The sequence below is a fragment of the Tateyamaria rhodophyticola genome, from assembly GCF_047777875.1.
Classification (GTDB): Bacteria; Pseudomonadota; Alphaproteobacteria; order Rhodobacterales; family Rhodobacteraceae; genus Tateyamaria.
In genome coordinates this window covers 70,979-86,170 of the sequence record NZ_CP180518.1, presented here as the reverse complement: position 1 = coordinate 86,170, position 15,192 = coordinate 70,979, and the positions used below count along the sequence as shown (strand labels likewise).

17 protein-coding genes are annotated in these 15,192 nt (G+C 53.7%); 6 read left to right on the top strand and 11 right to left on the bottom strand.

Annotation, left to right across the window (positions count from 1 at the left end; genetic code table 11):
* Window positions 1–32: 32 nt before the first annotated feature.
* Together ACERHN_RS00410 and ACERHN_RS00405 are read right to left on the bottom strand one after the other, a co-directional pair.
* Window positions 33–896 (bottom strand): SDR family NAD(P)-dependent oxidoreductase, encoded by an 864-nt coding sequence (locus tag ACERHN_RS00410; RefSeq protein ID WP_415919068.1) that lies wholly within the window; start codon window positions 894–896, stop codon window positions 33–35.
* Between the two features lie 61 nt (window positions 897–957).
* Window positions 958–1,767 (bottom strand): SDR family NAD(P)-dependent oxidoreductase, encoded by an 810-nt coding sequence (locus tag ACERHN_RS00405; RefSeq protein ID WP_415919012.1) that lies wholly within the window; start codon window positions 1,765–1,767, stop codon window positions 958–960.
* Between the two features lie 49 nt (window positions 1,768–1,816).
* Between ACERHN_RS00405 and ACERHN_RS00400 the strand changes: the two genes are divergently transcribed.
* Together ACERHN_RS00400 and ACERHN_RS00395 are read left to right on the top strand one after the other, a co-directional pair.
* Window positions 1,817–2,194 (top strand): hypothetical protein, encoded by a 378-nt coding sequence (locus ACERHN_RS00400; RefSeq protein WP_415919011.1) that lies wholly within the window; start codon window positions 1,817–1,819, stop codon window positions 2,192–2,194.
* A gap of 26 nt (window positions 2,195–2,220) precedes the next feature.
* A complete protein-coding gene (locus ACERHN_RS00395) occupies window positions 2,221–3,135 on the top strand; it encodes a LysR family transcriptional regulator (protein ID WP_415919010.1) in 915 nt (304 codons plus the stop codon).
* A gap of 320 nt (window positions 3,136–3,455) precedes the next feature.
* Here ACERHN_RS00395 and ACERHN_RS00390 read toward each other — a convergent pair whose 3' ends face one another.
* Both ACERHN_RS00390 and ACERHN_RS00385 read right to left on the bottom strand, forming a co-directional pair.
* On the bottom strand, window positions 3,456–4,088 hold the full coding sequence (locus ACERHN_RS00390; RefSeq protein ID WP_415919009.1) for a hypothetical protein: 633 nt from the start codon (window positions 4,086–4,088) through the stop codon (window positions 3,456–3,458).
* A gap of 58 nt (window positions 4,089–4,146) precedes the next feature.
* Window positions 4,147–4,575, bottom strand: a complete 429-nt coding sequence (locus ACERHN_RS00385; protein ID WP_415919008.1) for a MarR family winged helix-turn-helix transcriptional regulator — start codon at window positions 4,573–4,575, stop codon at window positions 4,147–4,149.
* Between the two features lie 662 nt (window positions 4,576–5,237).
* On the opposite strand from ACERHN_RS00385, the gene ACERHN_RS00380 reads away from it, so the two are divergent.
* The 4 genes from ACERHN_RS00380 (at window position 5,238) to ACERHN_RS00365 (ending at window position 9,375) form a co-directional block, all read left to right on the top strand.
* Window positions 5,238–6,842 (top strand): ATP-binding protein, encoded by a 1,605-nt coding sequence (locus ACERHN_RS00380; protein ID WP_415919007.1) that lies wholly within the window; start codon window positions 5,238–5,240, stop codon window positions 6,840–6,842.
* Entirely contained in the window at window positions 6,839–7,663 is an 825-nt protein-coding gene (locus ACERHN_RS00375; protein WP_415919006.1) for a hypothetical protein, read from the top strand. Before ACERHN_RS00380 ends, ACERHN_RS00375 begins: the two co-directional genes overlap by 4 nt.
* A gap of 277 nt (window positions 7,664–7,940) precedes the next feature.
* The gene (locus ACERHN_RS00370) at window positions 7,941–8,387 is read left to right on the top strand and encodes a hypothetical protein (protein WP_415919005.1); all 447 of its coding nucleotides are present in this window, start codon (window positions 7,941–7,943) and stop codon (window positions 8,385–8,387) included.
* A gap of 475 nt (window positions 8,388–8,862) precedes the next feature.
* Window positions 8,863–9,375, top strand: coding sequence for a GIY-YIG nuclease family protein (locus ACERHN_RS00365; RefSeq protein WP_415919004.1), 513 nt, complete (start codon window positions 8,863–8,865; stop codon window positions 9,373–9,375).
* Between the two features lie 320 nt (window positions 9,376–9,695).
* On the opposite strand, the gene ACERHN_RS00360 is transcribed toward ACERHN_RS00365, so the two are convergent.
* From ACERHN_RS00360 to ACERHN_RS00330, 7 genes are all read right to left on the bottom strand, one after another.
* On the bottom strand, window positions 9,696–10,295 hold the full coding sequence (locus tag ACERHN_RS00360; protein WP_415919003.1) for an imm11 family protein: 600 nt from the start codon (window positions 10,293–10,295) through the stop codon (window positions 9,696–9,698).
* Window positions 10,296–11,112: 817 nt separating this feature from the next.
* Window positions 11,113–11,823: a bifunctional 2-polyprenyl-6-hydroxyphenol methylase/3-demethylubiquinol 3-O-methyltransferase UbiG gene (ubiG, locus tag ACERHN_RS00355; protein ID WP_415919002.1), complete on the bottom strand. Its 711-nt coding sequence runs from the start codon at window positions 11,821–11,823 to the stop codon at window positions 11,113–11,115.
* The gene (locus ACERHN_RS00350) at window positions 11,810–12,628 is read right to left on the bottom strand and encodes a methyltransferase family protein (protein WP_415919001.1); all 819 of its coding nucleotides are present in this window, start codon (window positions 12,626–12,628) and stop codon (window positions 11,810–11,812) included. Before ACERHN_RS00350 ends, ubiG begins: the two co-directional genes overlap by 14 nt.
* Window positions 12,628–12,954 (bottom strand): hypothetical protein, encoded by a 327-nt coding sequence (locus tag ACERHN_RS00345; RefSeq protein ID WP_415919000.1) that lies wholly within the window; start codon window positions 12,952–12,954, stop codon window positions 12,628–12,630. Before ACERHN_RS00345 ends, ACERHN_RS00350 begins: the two co-directional genes overlap by 1 nt.
* A gap of 3 nt (window positions 12,955–12,957) precedes the next feature.
* Window positions 12,958–13,596: an NAD(P)-dependent oxidoreductase gene (locus ACERHN_RS00340; RefSeq protein WP_415918999.1), complete on the bottom strand. Its 639-nt coding sequence runs from the start codon at window positions 13,594–13,596 to the stop codon at window positions 12,958–12,960.
* Window positions 13,593–13,778: a hypothetical protein gene (locus ACERHN_RS00335; RefSeq protein WP_415918998.1), complete on the bottom strand. Its 186-nt coding sequence runs from the start codon at window positions 13,776–13,778 to the stop codon at window positions 13,593–13,595. The genes ACERHN_RS00340 and ACERHN_RS00335 overlap by 4 nt, the downstream gene beginning before the upstream one ends.
* A 49-nt stretch (window positions 13,779–13,827) precedes the next feature.
* Window positions 13,828–14,859 (bottom strand): hypothetical protein, encoded by a 1,032-nt coding sequence (locus ACERHN_RS00330; protein WP_415918997.1) that lies wholly within the window; start codon window positions 14,857–14,859, stop codon window positions 13,828–13,830.
* Window positions 14,860–15,192 lie beyond the last annotated feature (333 nt).

Sequence of the window (15,192 nt, the reverse complement as noted above, 5' to 3'; positions counted from 1 at the left end):
TCGGGTGACCTAGAGCATGTGCTAATTGGTGCTCAGTTGAAAACCTCGGACTTTTCGACGTTGGGGACCGTCTTCTCAAACGCCGCGAACCTCTCGGCAAAATCTGGATGCCATCGGGACAAAGCAGGGCGGTTTTCGATGATGTCCTGAGCGGCCCAGGCAACGCGTTTGCAATCTATTTCTGACGTGACCTCGTTGTCCGGGCACAGGATGTAAAAGTCCCCTCTGTCCAGCCGTTCAACCAAATAGGATACGGTTTCGTCCGAGGTCCAAGCCGCATCGGGTTTTTCTGGAAGCCATGAAGATATCATGCCGGTGTAGGTAAAGCCCGGTACGAACAGATGCGCTGACATCGGTGCTTTTGCGGCAAGCAACTCATGCGCCAGCATTTCTGTCATCACCTTCAGACCCGCCTTGGACACGTTGTAACCGGGATTGCCGGGGGGTGTCGTGATACCTTGTTTCGAGCCTGTGTTGATGACAACGGCAGGCCGGTCCGCTTCAATCATTCGGGGTAGAAACGCCTGCACACCGTAAAGAACCCCGAACAAGTTGACCTCTAGCATGCGCCGCCAGTTGTCGGGGTTATCCCAGCTCTTTGTTGGCCGCGCGATACCTGCATTGTTCATCAGCACCGCCACAGGTCCGGTTTCAAACGCGATGTCCGCCAGTTTTTGAACCGCACGAGCATCACAGACATCCGTTTTGACTGTCTGGATATCGGTGCCCAGCCCAGACAAAGTGCGCGCCGCCTTTGTCATTTCTCTGTCCGACGTGTCGGCCAGAACAACGGACAGACCGCGCATTGCACACTGCCTTGCCATTGCCAAACCGACGCCACTTGCGCCCCCTGTGATGACGGCAACGCCGCCTGTCTTGATTGCTTCGTTCCACATAATATTCGATCCGTTTGGTCCTGAGTGCCCCGCCCATACCGGCGAGGCACTCTGATTTGGTTCAGCCGACGCTGCGGGCAGCGTCGCCATAGCTGACGTCCATGACCTCACCCGTCATGCGTTTGGTCGCATCGCTTGCAAACCACATGACCGCTTTTGCGATATCCTCGACCTCGTGGTGGCCGATGCCGAGCGTGCTGCCAGATGCGATCGCTGCTGACACGTCGCCAAAGGTCGGGTTCTCTGCGGTCGGCAGAACTGCCCGCAGAACCGCCTCATTGTCGGCGAAAGGTGTGCGCACCAGCCCGGGTGCCACCACGTTGCACATGATGTTTTCGCGCCCGTAAGCCAGCGCTGCACTTTTGGCAAAGCCGTTCACGGCCCATTTTGTCGCGCCGTAAGAGCCAAAAATGCCATTGCCTGTGCGCGAAAGACCGGAAGAGATATAGATGATTCGGCCCCCACCAGCGGCGCGCAGATGTGGCAAGGCGGCTTGTGTCGTCTTCATGTAGCCGCCGACATTGACCTCATACAGCGTCGAGATTTCGCCTGCCGTCACATCCTCGATTGCGCCTGCGTGGCCGACGCCAGCGTTGGCGAGTACGATGTCGATGCTGCCGAAGCGGTCTGCGGCCTGGCGCATGGCGGCCTGCTGATCCTCCAGATTGCGCACATCACCCTGGTAGGTCATGCACTGTGCGCCAAGCGCCTCGATCCGCACTTGCGCCGCAGCAAGGTCAGCGGGGCTGGGCAAGGCATAATTGACATGAGGCATGCGCGTTGACGCGATGTCGAACAAGACGACGTTGGCACCGGCCTTTGCAAATTCTTCGGCCGAGGCAAGCCCAATGCCGCGGGCCCCACCGGTCACGAACGCAGTTTTGCTTTCAAGCTCCCGTTCTGCACTCGCGGATTGCGCCATGGACTGGCGCGCGGTCATCACCGAAGACGCGGCAACGGCGGCGGCACCGATGGTTCCTGCGCGCAACATCTGGCGACGCGACATTTTCTCTGCGGGTACGGTTGTGTTTGGGGTCGATGTCATGGGTCTTTCTCCTTTGTGCGGCGCCTTGGAGGCGCTGTTGGGGTGGACTGTGAAAATTCACAGAACGGAGACAGAAGGTGAGCAGCGCCAAGTGGCTCAGCCGCTCACTCGCGCCCAGACCTGCCAGAACATCATCCTGTCTGGCGTTGCCGGCCAGCGCGCCGCGCTGCGGGATCAGGAACCTGCACATCGCTGCTTCCTTTCGTTTGGTTGTTCCGAGAAGGTGTTTCGTCCTTCTGTGGAAAAGAGATAGCGGATGCGGCATTCATCCGGTATTAGATGAATTGGCCAATCAGAATTGCGGAAAACGCATCAATGAATGATGATGAATTGTTCCTCGCCGTCGTCGACGGAGGCAGCTTCCGCTCAGCGGCCCAAGTTGCTGGCCTTGACCCCAGTCGGGTCAGCCGCCGTCTCGCAGCGCTTGAAGCGCAGCTTGGCGTCAAACTGCTGAACCGCACCACCCGCGCCTGCGCCCCGACCGAGGCAGGTAGCCGCTATGCAGAAGGCTTGCGGCGCTTGGGCGAGGCGCGCGCGGCACTGCTTGCCGAGGTGACAGGCGGTCAGGATGTGCCAAAGGGGCGCTTGCGCGTCGCTGCGCCGACGGATTTCGGGGCACGTTTTGTCGCCCCGGTTCTGACTGACATGTCAGAAGCCTATGCAGACCTCAGCGTCGACCTGAAGCTTGGGTCGGGCTTTGCGGACCTTCTGGCCGAGGGCATTGACGTTGCCATCCGCATTGGCACCCTCGGCGACAGCGCATTGAAGGCGCGGCGGATCGGCACCTCTCACCGCGTGCTGGTGGCCGCCCCCGACATCGCTGCAAATGTGCTCTCCCCCGGAGATCTCGGCGGCATCAACATCGTCTCCTACCAGACCGGACGGACCGAAATGCGCTCGAGCTTTGAGTGGGAAGGGATGCAGCAGGAATTGCGGATGCCTTGTCATTACGCGGTTAATTCTATGGCGGCTGTGCGCGACGCTGTTCTAGCCGGTCGCGGCGCGCATCTCGGACCACTATGGGCGTTTCGCGACGATTTGAGGGAGGGTAGCGTTGTAGAGTTGCTGGCAAAAGCGCGTTTCGAAGGATTTCCAATTCACGCCATTTGGTCTCCAACGCCTTTTCAACCGGCTGCATCACGCGAGTTTATTGCGTTGATGGCGAAAAAGCTTTCAGCAGAGGGGATCGCATGAGGTCTTATGGAATGTCGTCAATGCTTGCGGAAATTAGGCTGCCCGTAAATTAAATGGCGAAGCGAGCGTATTTGTAATTTAGATTGCAAAGCCATGCATCGGCCCAAACCGGACTGTCAGGCTTTTGTTCAGATGCTGCCGCCACAGCCCGCATTTCGGACATTCGCTACTACCGCTTGATCTTACACAAGATGGATGACTGCTCCGCGGGCCGAGGCGCGCCTTGACCGATGTCGATGGAACGCCCGCTTTTGAGAATGGGTCCAAGAAGGAAGGCCGCATCAGCGACCTTCCGACCTTCAGGTTGGCAGACATACTGTTCATCTTTGAGTGCCTGCTGCCTTGGGTAATCCTTTGTCTTTTCGGAGCAGATCGAACGCCGCAATGTGCGTGGCTCCTGAGAGTGTCACGCCAAACAGAGGGATCAAAGCAAGTGGGAAGAGCGCAATCGTCTCCATCTGGGCGTCCGACATCAAGGAGAATGTCAGACCGGTACCGACGGCCACAATGAAGTCTGCCATGCCGATCAAATGAAAGCCCCAATAGGCGCTTTTACTCGTAGGCTTCGCAGTTACTACGTAAAGCGCAAAAACCCCGGCGATCAAGTCGCCGGTCCCTGCGAGAACGACGAAGGTTGGTGGAAGTAGCCCGTGCGAACCGTAGTAATAAAAAGCAACAGCCGCAGGGATACGCCACACGTGCAGTGCTGTTAGTTTTCGCAGTCCAAATCTTTCGACACCGGCTTTAAGGCGCGAATTCACGACGTATAGGCTTACGGTCGCGATCAGCAACGTGGCCACAATGCCTGCGAAGAACGGCAGCGGGAAGGATACAAAGACTCCTGAACTGCTTGCCCAGGCCACGGCACCCGCCCATAGAAATAGTGTTGCAGCGACGATCCTGCCGAGGCCGGGATCAGATTTTGCAGTCAATGATGGGTCAGCATATGTCATGTTCTTTCCTTTCAGTGTATATGCACTCATTTAGCTAAAGTTTTGTTTACAGCTGCAGTCATTCGGTGAGTAGTATGAGGTCGTTGCGGAGTTCACGCCAATCCACGTCAGACATTTCTTTCTTTGTTTGTCTCTGCGCCACCTCCCACAAGGGAATGGCTTCCATGAGAAGATCGCGGCCCGCATTGGTCAAAGCGACCTGTCTTACCCGCGCATCTTCGGTACCGCTTTGAGATGTCACAAGTTCGCGTCGTTCGAGTGGCTTTAGGTCACGGGTCAGAGTGGTGCGATCCATGCCAAGTTGTTCAGCCAGTATCGAGATCGAAACAGGATCCGGGCGCAGCAACGCCGCGAGCGTGGTGAATTGGCCCGCACTCAAATGCACTGGACGCAAAGCCGCATCATACCGCCGTGAAACCTTGCGCGCCGCTTGGCGGAGCGCCTGACAAGCGCAAAGCGTGCTGAAATCTGAGAACGTATAAGTCATAGCATACATGTACGTGCATATACACTTAAAGTCAACCGCCTCGTCTCTTGGCCAAGTGAAGTGGACATTCGCTGTTACGTAAGAGCATTGCACTTTGGGCTCAGAACTGCCGTAGGATCAGTGGCAGCATCCTAGCCGCTCAGCTCAGGTATCAGCGTGACGAACGGCCCAAAGCAGCCGTTGGCCAGGTGTTTGCATCGCTGCGTTGCGGCCCGTCGAAGCGGCCATTCGCTGCAAGAGCAAAATCAAGCGCGCGACGAACTTACAGATCGCGGGACCAAGCCGCCATCAACAACGTAAACTCGAACGGCTGCTACCGCTTGACAAGCGACATTGATCGTCCTCGCATCTGCATGTTCAAGACCGATCCTTGATCCGTCGGATGATGGATTGGACAAATAGTCTTGTAAGTATTTGAACTAAAACGATACAAATACCTATCTACCGGCAAATACATACAGAAACATATCGAGATCGCACAAACGATTGGCGGACTGTCGAGTGCATCTGTCTAAATTCGGCGACACCAATCCCAAATTGCTGCAAGTAACGCAGGCGGAGGTATCTTAATGAGTTGACAAACCCCAATGCAACACTCCGTCAGTAGTTGCGCGACTCAGCTTGGTTTTTTGAGTCATATACGGTACTGAGAGGGGATGGATGTGGCAGGTAACTTTTCTAGATTATTTTCGAGAGTTATTGAGGGCAGTAAGACTGACGTATCGAGCCGCCTGATTTGTCAATTTGCTGTCGACTCATTGAAGAGCGAGTCGGCAGCTTTGTATCTGCATGATCGTTTGACTGCTAAACATCGGTTGATCGCCTCAATAGGGCCGAAGAAGTATCCGCACGAGTTGGCGGCAATCAACAAGTGCCAGATACTGCGTTCGTTCAAAGGGAACTTTATGTGTGGCGCTCTTGTTGTTGACGAGGGCGTACCGGTCCACAGCAATGAAGCGGTTGATTTAGTAAAGCTCATTGTTCTTCTCGCGGAACGTGACTTCTGTTTTGAGATGTTCAAACGCTCGGGCCAGCCCGTGAACTTCCAACAGGATGAGACAAGTTTCTACGAAGACTTACAGCTCTTGACCCGTGAAAGTAGTCAGATGCCTGCGGGAGCGTTTCGGCTTTTGGAAGATGGGCGTTTGCGCACAATGTTCTTCTGGAACGACTGGAATGATAATGTCTTTTCAAAGGGGGAGTGGGATATAAGAGACATTACACAAGTTCCGGGTGTTGAAGACTGTCTTACCGGCACCACGCCGTTTGTTCTAACACCGGAACATTTTGAACATTCATTCTTTCGGCAACCGATGCAACGAGGGGTGAAAGCCGCTGTTTTCTGTCCCGTAATCGTGGGCAATTCGGCTATCGGGATGCTGTCTTTCGCGATGCCTGAAGATTATGAGTTTTCATCAATTGAGACATCGGGGTTCCTTAACCTTGCCAATTCCATTGGCGTATCGGTGTCGAATTTTAACGCATCCGCTCAGGCTGGAGATAGGTTGCAGAGGGACGTTCGAGATGCCCAGATGCTCACCGCCGTTGAGGTAGCGCAAGCCGCTCGTCACTCTGCAAAGGCTGACTTGGACACCTTAAAAACCTATGTGTCCGTGATCCGACGCGTTAATTCCGGTGCTACAAACCGGCAGACGCAGGATGCAATCAGTGAACATATAGCAGAGTGTGACGCTGCGATTGGATCGTGCTTCAAGTCGTTGGATGATATAAAGGCTGCAATTAGACCGCCCGCAAAAGAACTATCAAACGTCCGAATGTCCAAGCTCTTTGAGCGTGCAAAATCACAACTTTTAGGTCGCATCATTAAGCACCGGATTGACGTGCATTGGGAGGCTACCAAAGAAAGTGAGATACTTTGTTTTCCAGATCATATTGTTCAAGTATTTCTTAACCTTATCCTCAATTCCGTCGATGCGTTCGCTGAACAACGCAAATTAGGAAATCGCCGGGCTGTTGGACGGCTGCATGACTTTCAAGAGAATGCGAAGACTATTAGAATTAGGTATGAAGACAATGCAGGTGGAATAAACGTCGCCAAGTTAAGGCAAGTTGCGGACGATCACGTGACGCCAGTTGAAGAACTGGTATTCCAAAAAGACTTAACAACCAAGGGCAAAAACGGTAGCGGGTGGGGTATGTTCGTATCTAGGCGCATCATTGAGGGTCAAGGCGGACAGTTGAACTTACTTGAGTACCGAAGTAAGACCGTGTTTGAGATTGAAATTCCCAAGAAAGTAACCGTATGACCGTTTCGGTACTACTCATTGAAGACAATGCGAAAAACCTAAAGGCCAAGAAGACTCTGCTGTCAGTTTTCGGTTGCGGACCGGTGGTTGGAGTTGCCGACCCCGATAGTGCGGTACACGCGATGCGCACTTTGCCACATTTTGATTTGGTGATCGCGGACATCGACCTTAGCCAAAGTCCTAAGGCCACAAAAGCCCATAACAAAGGCGGGATCGACGTTGCCCGATGGTTGAAGCAATCGGGTTATCCTGCCTATGTAGCAGGGTATTCAAGCCACTTTGCCGATGACGAAATCTCGAGCGATGAGCGTTCGGTTTTTGACGATATGGTTGATAGGGGAATGGTCGGCGAAGAGCTTGATCAGCGGTTTGAAGACTGGATTGCGCGAGCGTCTGAGCGTGATCGTGGGACTCGGCTGGGCGACTTACTTGTTGAAGCGTACGCATCTGTAACCGACCGAGGTGATAGAGTATCAGCTCCAGTCGTGGCGATTGAAACATTGATCAGTTATGATGATGACGAAGAAGTGCAACAGATCAGAGACGCAGGCTATACACTCAATCTGTTGCTCCCCACAGTGAACGATCAAATCCGGAAAGCGATACCTATCTGGACAAAAGTCCATGACGGCGGTGTGAATATGGAAGTCGTTGGACAACCGTATCTTTTTTCTGAAGGTGCCACAGCCGATCAGGCAAAAGAGAATTTGGTTGATCTCATTCAGGGCTACCATACGGACTTGGCAGATCTTGACCCAGAAACAGAGATGGGTCCGTATGTTCGAATGTTGTCAAATTTTATCGGTGCGCTATTTAGATGATAAGAGACCTCAAGTCGCGGGACCTGGAAGCGCTTTTTCGGAAACTTAAGATCGAGACGGTTTCCAGTACGCATCACATACGAGGCTTCTTAGTAGAAGACGGAAAAAAAATTCTGCCTGTACACTACTCGAAAGGCAGAAAAGGATTGCACGGTCCCTCGCTCCATAAGTTTCGCAAGTCTCTGCTTCTTGACCAATCACAATTCGAGGAGATTGTTAGCTGCACCTTTTCTCGAGATGATCTGATTTCACTTTTGAAATCTAAGGGATTTCTTTGATGCAGCTTTGGATATCCCTTTTGGCGCTGGCTGTGTCGGCAGCTACGCTGTTCTTTTTGGTTCGTGGCCGAGGAGCCAGATTTAACAACAAAACAACTGTTCCAGATCACGTCTGGTTGCAGCTAAAAAATTCTTTGCCTGAGGCTGATTACAACTATCTCAGAGCTACTGCAGCGTACATGCAAGGTAGCCCATCTGATCTGGTTGCTCGCCTGAATCATATCGGAGCAGTGGGAGCGGACTCTGACCCTCATCAAACTCGAATTTCTATACTCGAGTTGAGGTTGGCAGACATCCAAAACGAGATCGATGGATTGCGTAACTCGTTTCCGTCTGAATCTCATATTGCTTGGGTCGCAGTTGCTTCAGTTTCAACGGTTGCATCGCTGGTGGCTCTTGTTTTCTATTTGTTGCAACTGGGTTTTCTTAACCAAGCTGGAGTGTGAAGCTCTACATTTAGCTGCTTCATACGGACATTTTGGAAGCGACCGAAAACAAATAGATGTCTTGAATTTATCTGAGACCAAGGGTGCATTCGCTACTTCTCTAGATTCGATAGACTGAGGCACGGCTTATACTGAGCTTTTTTCTGCGCCCGATTTAATACCTGTCTTTTTTATTGCGGCTTCGATGTTCGCCAAACGGATCTTAGCAGGTGAACGGCGTGTTTAAGCGTTACTACCGACATTTATGCAGATTGCAGCATCGGTGACTATTGGCTCAATGCCGTCTTCGGGGGCAGCGCAGCATCCCACCTCAGGTCTCGAACCATGGTGCCGAGGACGGCCCAGAGCTGCCGTCTGCGTTGATAACCGTTGCTGCATTGCAGCTTCACCAAAGCAGACACCGCTTTTGACACATGTTCTGACTTGCTGGTAATTTTCAACTAAATGATTTGTGCTGCAAGAGAGAGTCACCTCCATGAAAGTCACGAGCTTTGGGTTGTTTTGGAGGCAAAGCGAAATAGACTGGAACCCTGGACAAGGGCATCGAAATAGTTTTCGCCTCTTGGGCAGGAAAGGCGCTAATCGGGGCACCATCAAGATTGCTGACTTCCGATTTCAGCAAGGAATTTACATACTTTACGATGAGTACGGGCCGTCTTACGTCGGTCTGACAAGAGCACAGGGACTTGGAAAACGCCTTAAAGACCACTTGGACGATCATTTGGCTGATACGTGGGATCGTTTCTCGTGGTTCGGTTTTCATCCTATCGGCAGGCCAAGTCCGAAAACCGGTATTTTGGAACTAGATAAGCCTCTAGAAGACTTGACGGACGACACCAACACGACGATCGGTGATCTTGAAGCGTTACTCATTCGATCGATTGGGCCGAAGCGAAATACTGCTTATCCATCGTTTCAAGACGCCGATGAGTGGACACAAATAGAGTACGAAGAGCAGGAAACCTACCTGCAGCGACTTGATACCTGACGGCCCAAAGCCGCCTTCCGTTTGGGGCATAAGATGCCGCGGTGCAGCCCGTCAAACCTGCCGTTCGCTGCGGATGCAAAATCGAGCCGACAACCAACTGGGAGTCTGCGGACAGAGCTGCCTTACGTAAATTAATTTTGAATGTCCGCAATCGACCGCGAAGTTGGTTTAACGAAGTCTGTGATTTGTGGTTGCCAGCCAACAGCTGATGTTCAAGCTAGCTCTGTTTTGTTCGCGTATCTTATCAAGTTGCCCTACTTGGACCCTTAGGCACAGGCGTCAGCCACCCGACCTAACGTGGCTATGCGGTGCGCGTTACCTTACTCTGCAAACGAAGGGATGGCTTGGAAGCGACCCGCACCTAAATCCTTCAACATCTGCAAGAGGTCACCTGAAATAAAGAACTGAGATGAAAGATATCGATCAACCCAAATCGCGCGTCCCTCAATTTCCGTTTGTTTCCAAACAATTTGTGGCTTGGATGGCGTAGAATAGAATCCAAGTTTTCCCGTTGATTCAACATAGTTTGGTAGGACGTCAGACTTTTCCGCGATGATCGCGTCAGTAAGGTCCCCGGTCGTAAATAGAAAATGCGTGTCCTTGAGTATTGTGCCTTTTACGTCCAACTCAAGCGGGATGAAATTGTGGCTCACACGGTCAAGCGCGCAGATAGCCTGCTTAACCCGTTCACTCACGAACATATTTCTGCTCCACCGCCCAGGCAAAACGTCAGGCAGCGTATCTGCACTCAGCAATTTGCCACCACCAAAGCGATATGGAATTGGCCCTTCAAGCGCGGTTGTTTGCCCGTTCCTTTTGCCAAGGCTCACATATGCGTTCGTCTGCTTGTCTTTCGGCCAAACGTCTTCCCAAGAGATATCGTTGTCCGTGTATTTTCGCGGGTCGATCAGAAACGGCATTTTGTAGCTTTCGATGTGCCTGTCCTTTGAACCAACCCTGTTGAGTGTAGAGATCACCTGTTTCGCTACTTGAGCGTCACAACGCCAGGGAAGCAGTTCATCGAGGCTTGTGAACTTGTGATCGGCGATTTGATAAAAAGACCACGTATCTTTGCGTGCCCTCAACCTAGTTTGAGATCAAGCACTGTTTTACCGAAGCGGACCTTCGCACGTGCTGCAGCATCCGTCACAAAGGGCTCAATGCCGACTTCGGAGGCGGCGCAGCATATTCGTATCGTGCCGCCGGAACAACCATCATAGACGGCCCATTCCCGCCGTTCAACCTAAGCCGGCGGTGCCGCAGTCGCAGCCCGCTTTCCCGACATTCGCTGCGCGTGCGAAATCCGGAGCTGAGTAAACTCACCAATCGCGGGACTTTTCCGTCGTACGCTGCGTGTGCGCCAAGGTTTTGCTCCAAAGTGTCTGAACAGCTCAAGCTTTCAAAACAGCATATAATATCGAGCATATAGCGGAATCTCACTACTAAGTGACGAAAATGCAATTTGGCACTTTGATTAATCCAGCTACCTTAAACGCCTGACTTTCTGGAGGGGTTGGCATGGGAAAACGCTACTCGCTTGCCTTAGGACTGCTAGCGGTCTTCTGTGCCAGCGACCCAACGGAGCCTCGGTCATCCATAGGCAATGGAGCGAATGGACCTGTTTCAACCTGATGCACCATTTGTTCCACTGAAAAGCGGACCTCGGCATTTGCTGCAAAGCTGCGTCAATACGACAAGAATAAATGCTGAGCGTTTCAGCCTTTTTGATGCGAACCTTCACTCCGGCTTTGAGGCCACGCCCATGTAAATGATTGCGCGTGACGGAAGTGGACCAAATACAAAGTCCCCTTTTCGGTTGATCCACCGAGGGCCAAGACCGCAGGTCGGGCCAACAGACAGACCAACGTCCTTCATGATATCCTCCAGCTCACCCGGCCGTATGAACAAGGCTGGATCGTGTGTGCCTTTGGGAAGCAGCTTCAAGATATCTTCGGCCACGGTAATGGTTGCGAAGCGGGCCAGCGGGTTCCGATTGATCGTGTCGTAAAGGAATGTGCCATTCGGCTTGAGGACGCGGTCAATCTCCGAAACAACCTTTGCGAGGTCGCTGACATGTTCAAGAACGTCAACGCAGACGACCGCATCAAAGGCTGCGTCTTCGTAGGGGAGCGCCTCTCCGACACCCACATCGTACCGGATGTCCAACCCGGACGCTGCAGCATGCGCGCGGGCGGCTTCTATCGCCTGGACTGCGGGGTCAATGCCAGTTACGTTAGCGCCTTTTTCAGCCAACGCTTCAGCCATGAACCCTCCCGCGCAGCCGACGTCGAGCACGGTCTTTTCTTGCCAGTCGATATGCCGGTCAAACCATTTCAACCGCCCGGGCACCAGGTTCTTCAGTGTGCGCACCCAACGGATTTCATCCGACCACCAGTCCGCCGCCACATCGTCATAGATCCCAAGGTCATTGCGTTCAGGTTTTGCCATTGGATGAGGTCCTTGTGAGGGCGGGCACGGCGTACGGAACGTGCTTTTTATAGTCACGGAAACGGTCTCCGTACCTTTTTTCAAACCGGCGTTCCTTGAGTTTCGGCGCGATCAGGCAATAGGCGGAAAAGGCAATCGCCAAGGTAAGCTGATCCGGCGTCCAGACGGGCACTGTCCATAAGGTAAGAGCAAAGGCAACGTAAATCGGCTGGCGGATAATCCGGAACAGTCCTGTCGTTGGCATATCGGGAAAACGCGGCTTGGCATTTTTCATCAGGGTCATCCAGCCGAGCGCGCCCGCCTGGACCTCCGCTCCGGCGTCCCAGCTTGCTTTGATCAGAAGCAACCAGGAGAGGCCGTATAGGGATGCCATCAATGTGAGCCCCCAGCCCTCGGCCTGCCACCAGATGATCCCGCTTGGTGTCCAGAACGTGAAAAGGACAAAAAGCTGCCCAGAGGCGATGATCGCATAAGTCGTTGTACCCAGAGTGCCCCCATGCGGGCCAGGAACGAGGCGGGACAAAACCTGCATGCCGCGCCCTGTCAGCAGGAATGAATGAGCGATAGGAAATTGAAGGATCAGCAGGCCGTTCACGAGGGCAGCGTAAGGCCATGCGACCTGCCCAAAGCTTTTGCTCATTCCGAAGTACATCGCGACGATCATAGCCAAAACGCCGGCGGCAAAGACCAGATGCACGGTCACGCCGAACACCAGGGCAAGCGCAATGCGACCTTTCCCTGGCGCAGGATCAAGAACGCCCTGGATAAGGGCGAGAATGCGTTCACTGTGCGTTTGCATTGCCATCAGCGTGCCTTGCCCCGCCATCTCAGAGACTGGAGGTTGAGCGCGTAAAGATCTGCGGAACCTGAAGAAATGGCATGGCAGAGCGCGACAGCGTCTTTGGCTTGCTGGAAGGTGAGGTTTTTGTAGGCCGGACGTTGGATGTGATCGTACCATACACCGCCGCTGATTGTGTCGAGGACGATACGCTGAAAACAGTGATCGTTGACGACCGGCCAATCTGTCTCTAATCGACCGGCCATATCGGGCAAGGTCTCGCGCGTGAGGTGCATGTATTCGCGCACAAGCCTGTCGCGGAGATCATCGCTGGTGTCGTCGCCAACAGTCATGGATCACCGCGCAAGTACAACGTCTGACTGAATGTCGAGGTCGTTTTCGACAGCATCGACAAGATAAACCGCAACCGAGGCGCGCGAGATCAATCCGTTGCGCCAAGTATCGGGCTCACGCAGGATCCGTGGATCAGACCGTGCACCTTTTGTCAGAATGACGGGGCGCGCGATTGTCCAGTCGAGGGTGCTGCCCATGATCAGTTCTTCCTGGCGGTCCTTGTCATCATAAGGCCGCCCCAAAACGGCACGGTGGCCAAGCCGTTCAAGGCGGCTCATTGCGGTTTTTGACCGGCCCGCACCAAACCCTGTCACTGCCACAAGCCGAGACACCCCCGCTTTTTCCATCTCCGGAATGAGGGTCCGGGTGCTTTCTGAAAACAGCGTCTCAACTTCCCACAACATCGCGAGGCGTTCTTTGATGCCAAGCGCATAGATGACCGCTCGAACTCCATCCAAGGCCGAGGCGACGCTGTCTCGGTCAAGGGCATCTCCGCGAAAGGGTTCGACAAGATCGCTTGCCGCCAGATCATCGGCACCACGCGCAAAAGCGCGCACCGGCAGTCCCCGCGAGGTCGCCTCCGCCATTGCAGCAGCCCCGATGCCCGAGGTCGCGCCCATGATGAGAATTGGCGCTGTCAATTGAGCATGTCCTCGTAAAGGCTGTGGTAGACGCGATGCTGCGACAAATCTCTGCGCGCAAGGCTGTCTCGTGCTGCCCGGTCACGGGTGTCTTCCCATGGGTGGTCTACGCTCGGGATCGAGGCGCTCGGGCGATCCAGCCTCGACAGGTCGGTTCGAGAGGCGTCTTTTCTATCGGTCATTTTGGCAGTCTCCTTGTCTGGTGAACTAGAAACATGGTGTTGTGCGTCGTCACTCACTGAAAACGCCGGGGCTCGCATTTCGTTCCTGATGCGGCGGCGGCATCCGGGTTACTTTCAATCGCTGACCATATCCCAGCAGCAGCAAAACGAGAGCGACACCGATGATGGGCATATGGCCGATAAATTCGACCAGCGCCGCTTCGTTGTTGCCCTGAAGAATGAAGACGATGTTGGACAACGCCATCATCACCGAAAGGGCAAGGACGGCCAGTCTGACCGTGGTCCCGAGGATCAAGACCATACCAATGGCAGCCTCAACCATGCCTGCCGCGAGAACAAACATCCGGTCGTCAAAAAAGCCAATGCCGAGCGCCTGCATGAAGTTCCACTGATACTGAGCGATAAAAACCTGACCAAGCGCGGAGGGTGCAAGTTTTTCGCCAACCGCAAGGGCGACAAGCGAGATGCCGGTCCAGATACGCAAAACATCCACGGAATAAGGTTTGAACCGCGCACTCAGTTTCGGATCCTTGATGGCATTGAATATCAGGAAGAAGGCAATGCCGATGAAAATCGCATACTCAAGGGCCGCCATAATGCCAAAGTTGATGGCCACGCCGGTGTGCAGGACAAGGATCAGACCGCCAGCCCAGAGGATCCATCGGTTAGCGATCAGCATGATCCCGATGCCAGCCTGAAGGAACAACAAGGCCGTGCCAAATGATCCTGCCACCTCCTTGTGAGGAGCGACCAAGGCACCCTCGTAGGCGGTCAGAAGGAAGCTCATACCGGTGAACACGCGCAGAATTTCCATGAAATCGTGGCGTGTTTTGGTACCCGCCACCTCCAAATCCGGCAGCTTGCCATCGAGCCAGATCGACACACCAACCAAGGCTGCGGCGATGCCCGCCCAGAGGATAAATGCGGGATCGGTCACACGGTAATTCGCAAGCGGCTCTGCGCCGTTTTCAACAAACCAGTTCACATGCGCGCTGGCAGTCGTCGCACAAACAAGCGCGCAACACATACCAATCAACACACATTTATGCAGTCGCGTGGAGCGGATGAAACCTTTTCTCATGATTGAGAGAGATAGAGCTCTGCTGAAGAAGAATACCCACGGCGGCGGTTCGTCGCACGTGATTTTCCTCCCCCCGCACGCGCGTCACCCACCATTTTTCAAAGTGATGCGCTTCGTAGCCATTGGCAGACTTTGCAAACATTCAGTCCCGGGGTCATTCGGCCTAAAGCTATCGGTCCCTGATCGATCTACATGCTGCAGTCGCAGCCCACTTTGCGGCCGTTCCCGGAAACTTGTTGAGCGCACAGCAGAAAAAACCAGGTTTCTGATGCGGATCTTGTCCATTCCTATAGGTCGAGGCGACTTTTGAGCCGTTGAGTCCAAAGTCAGTAC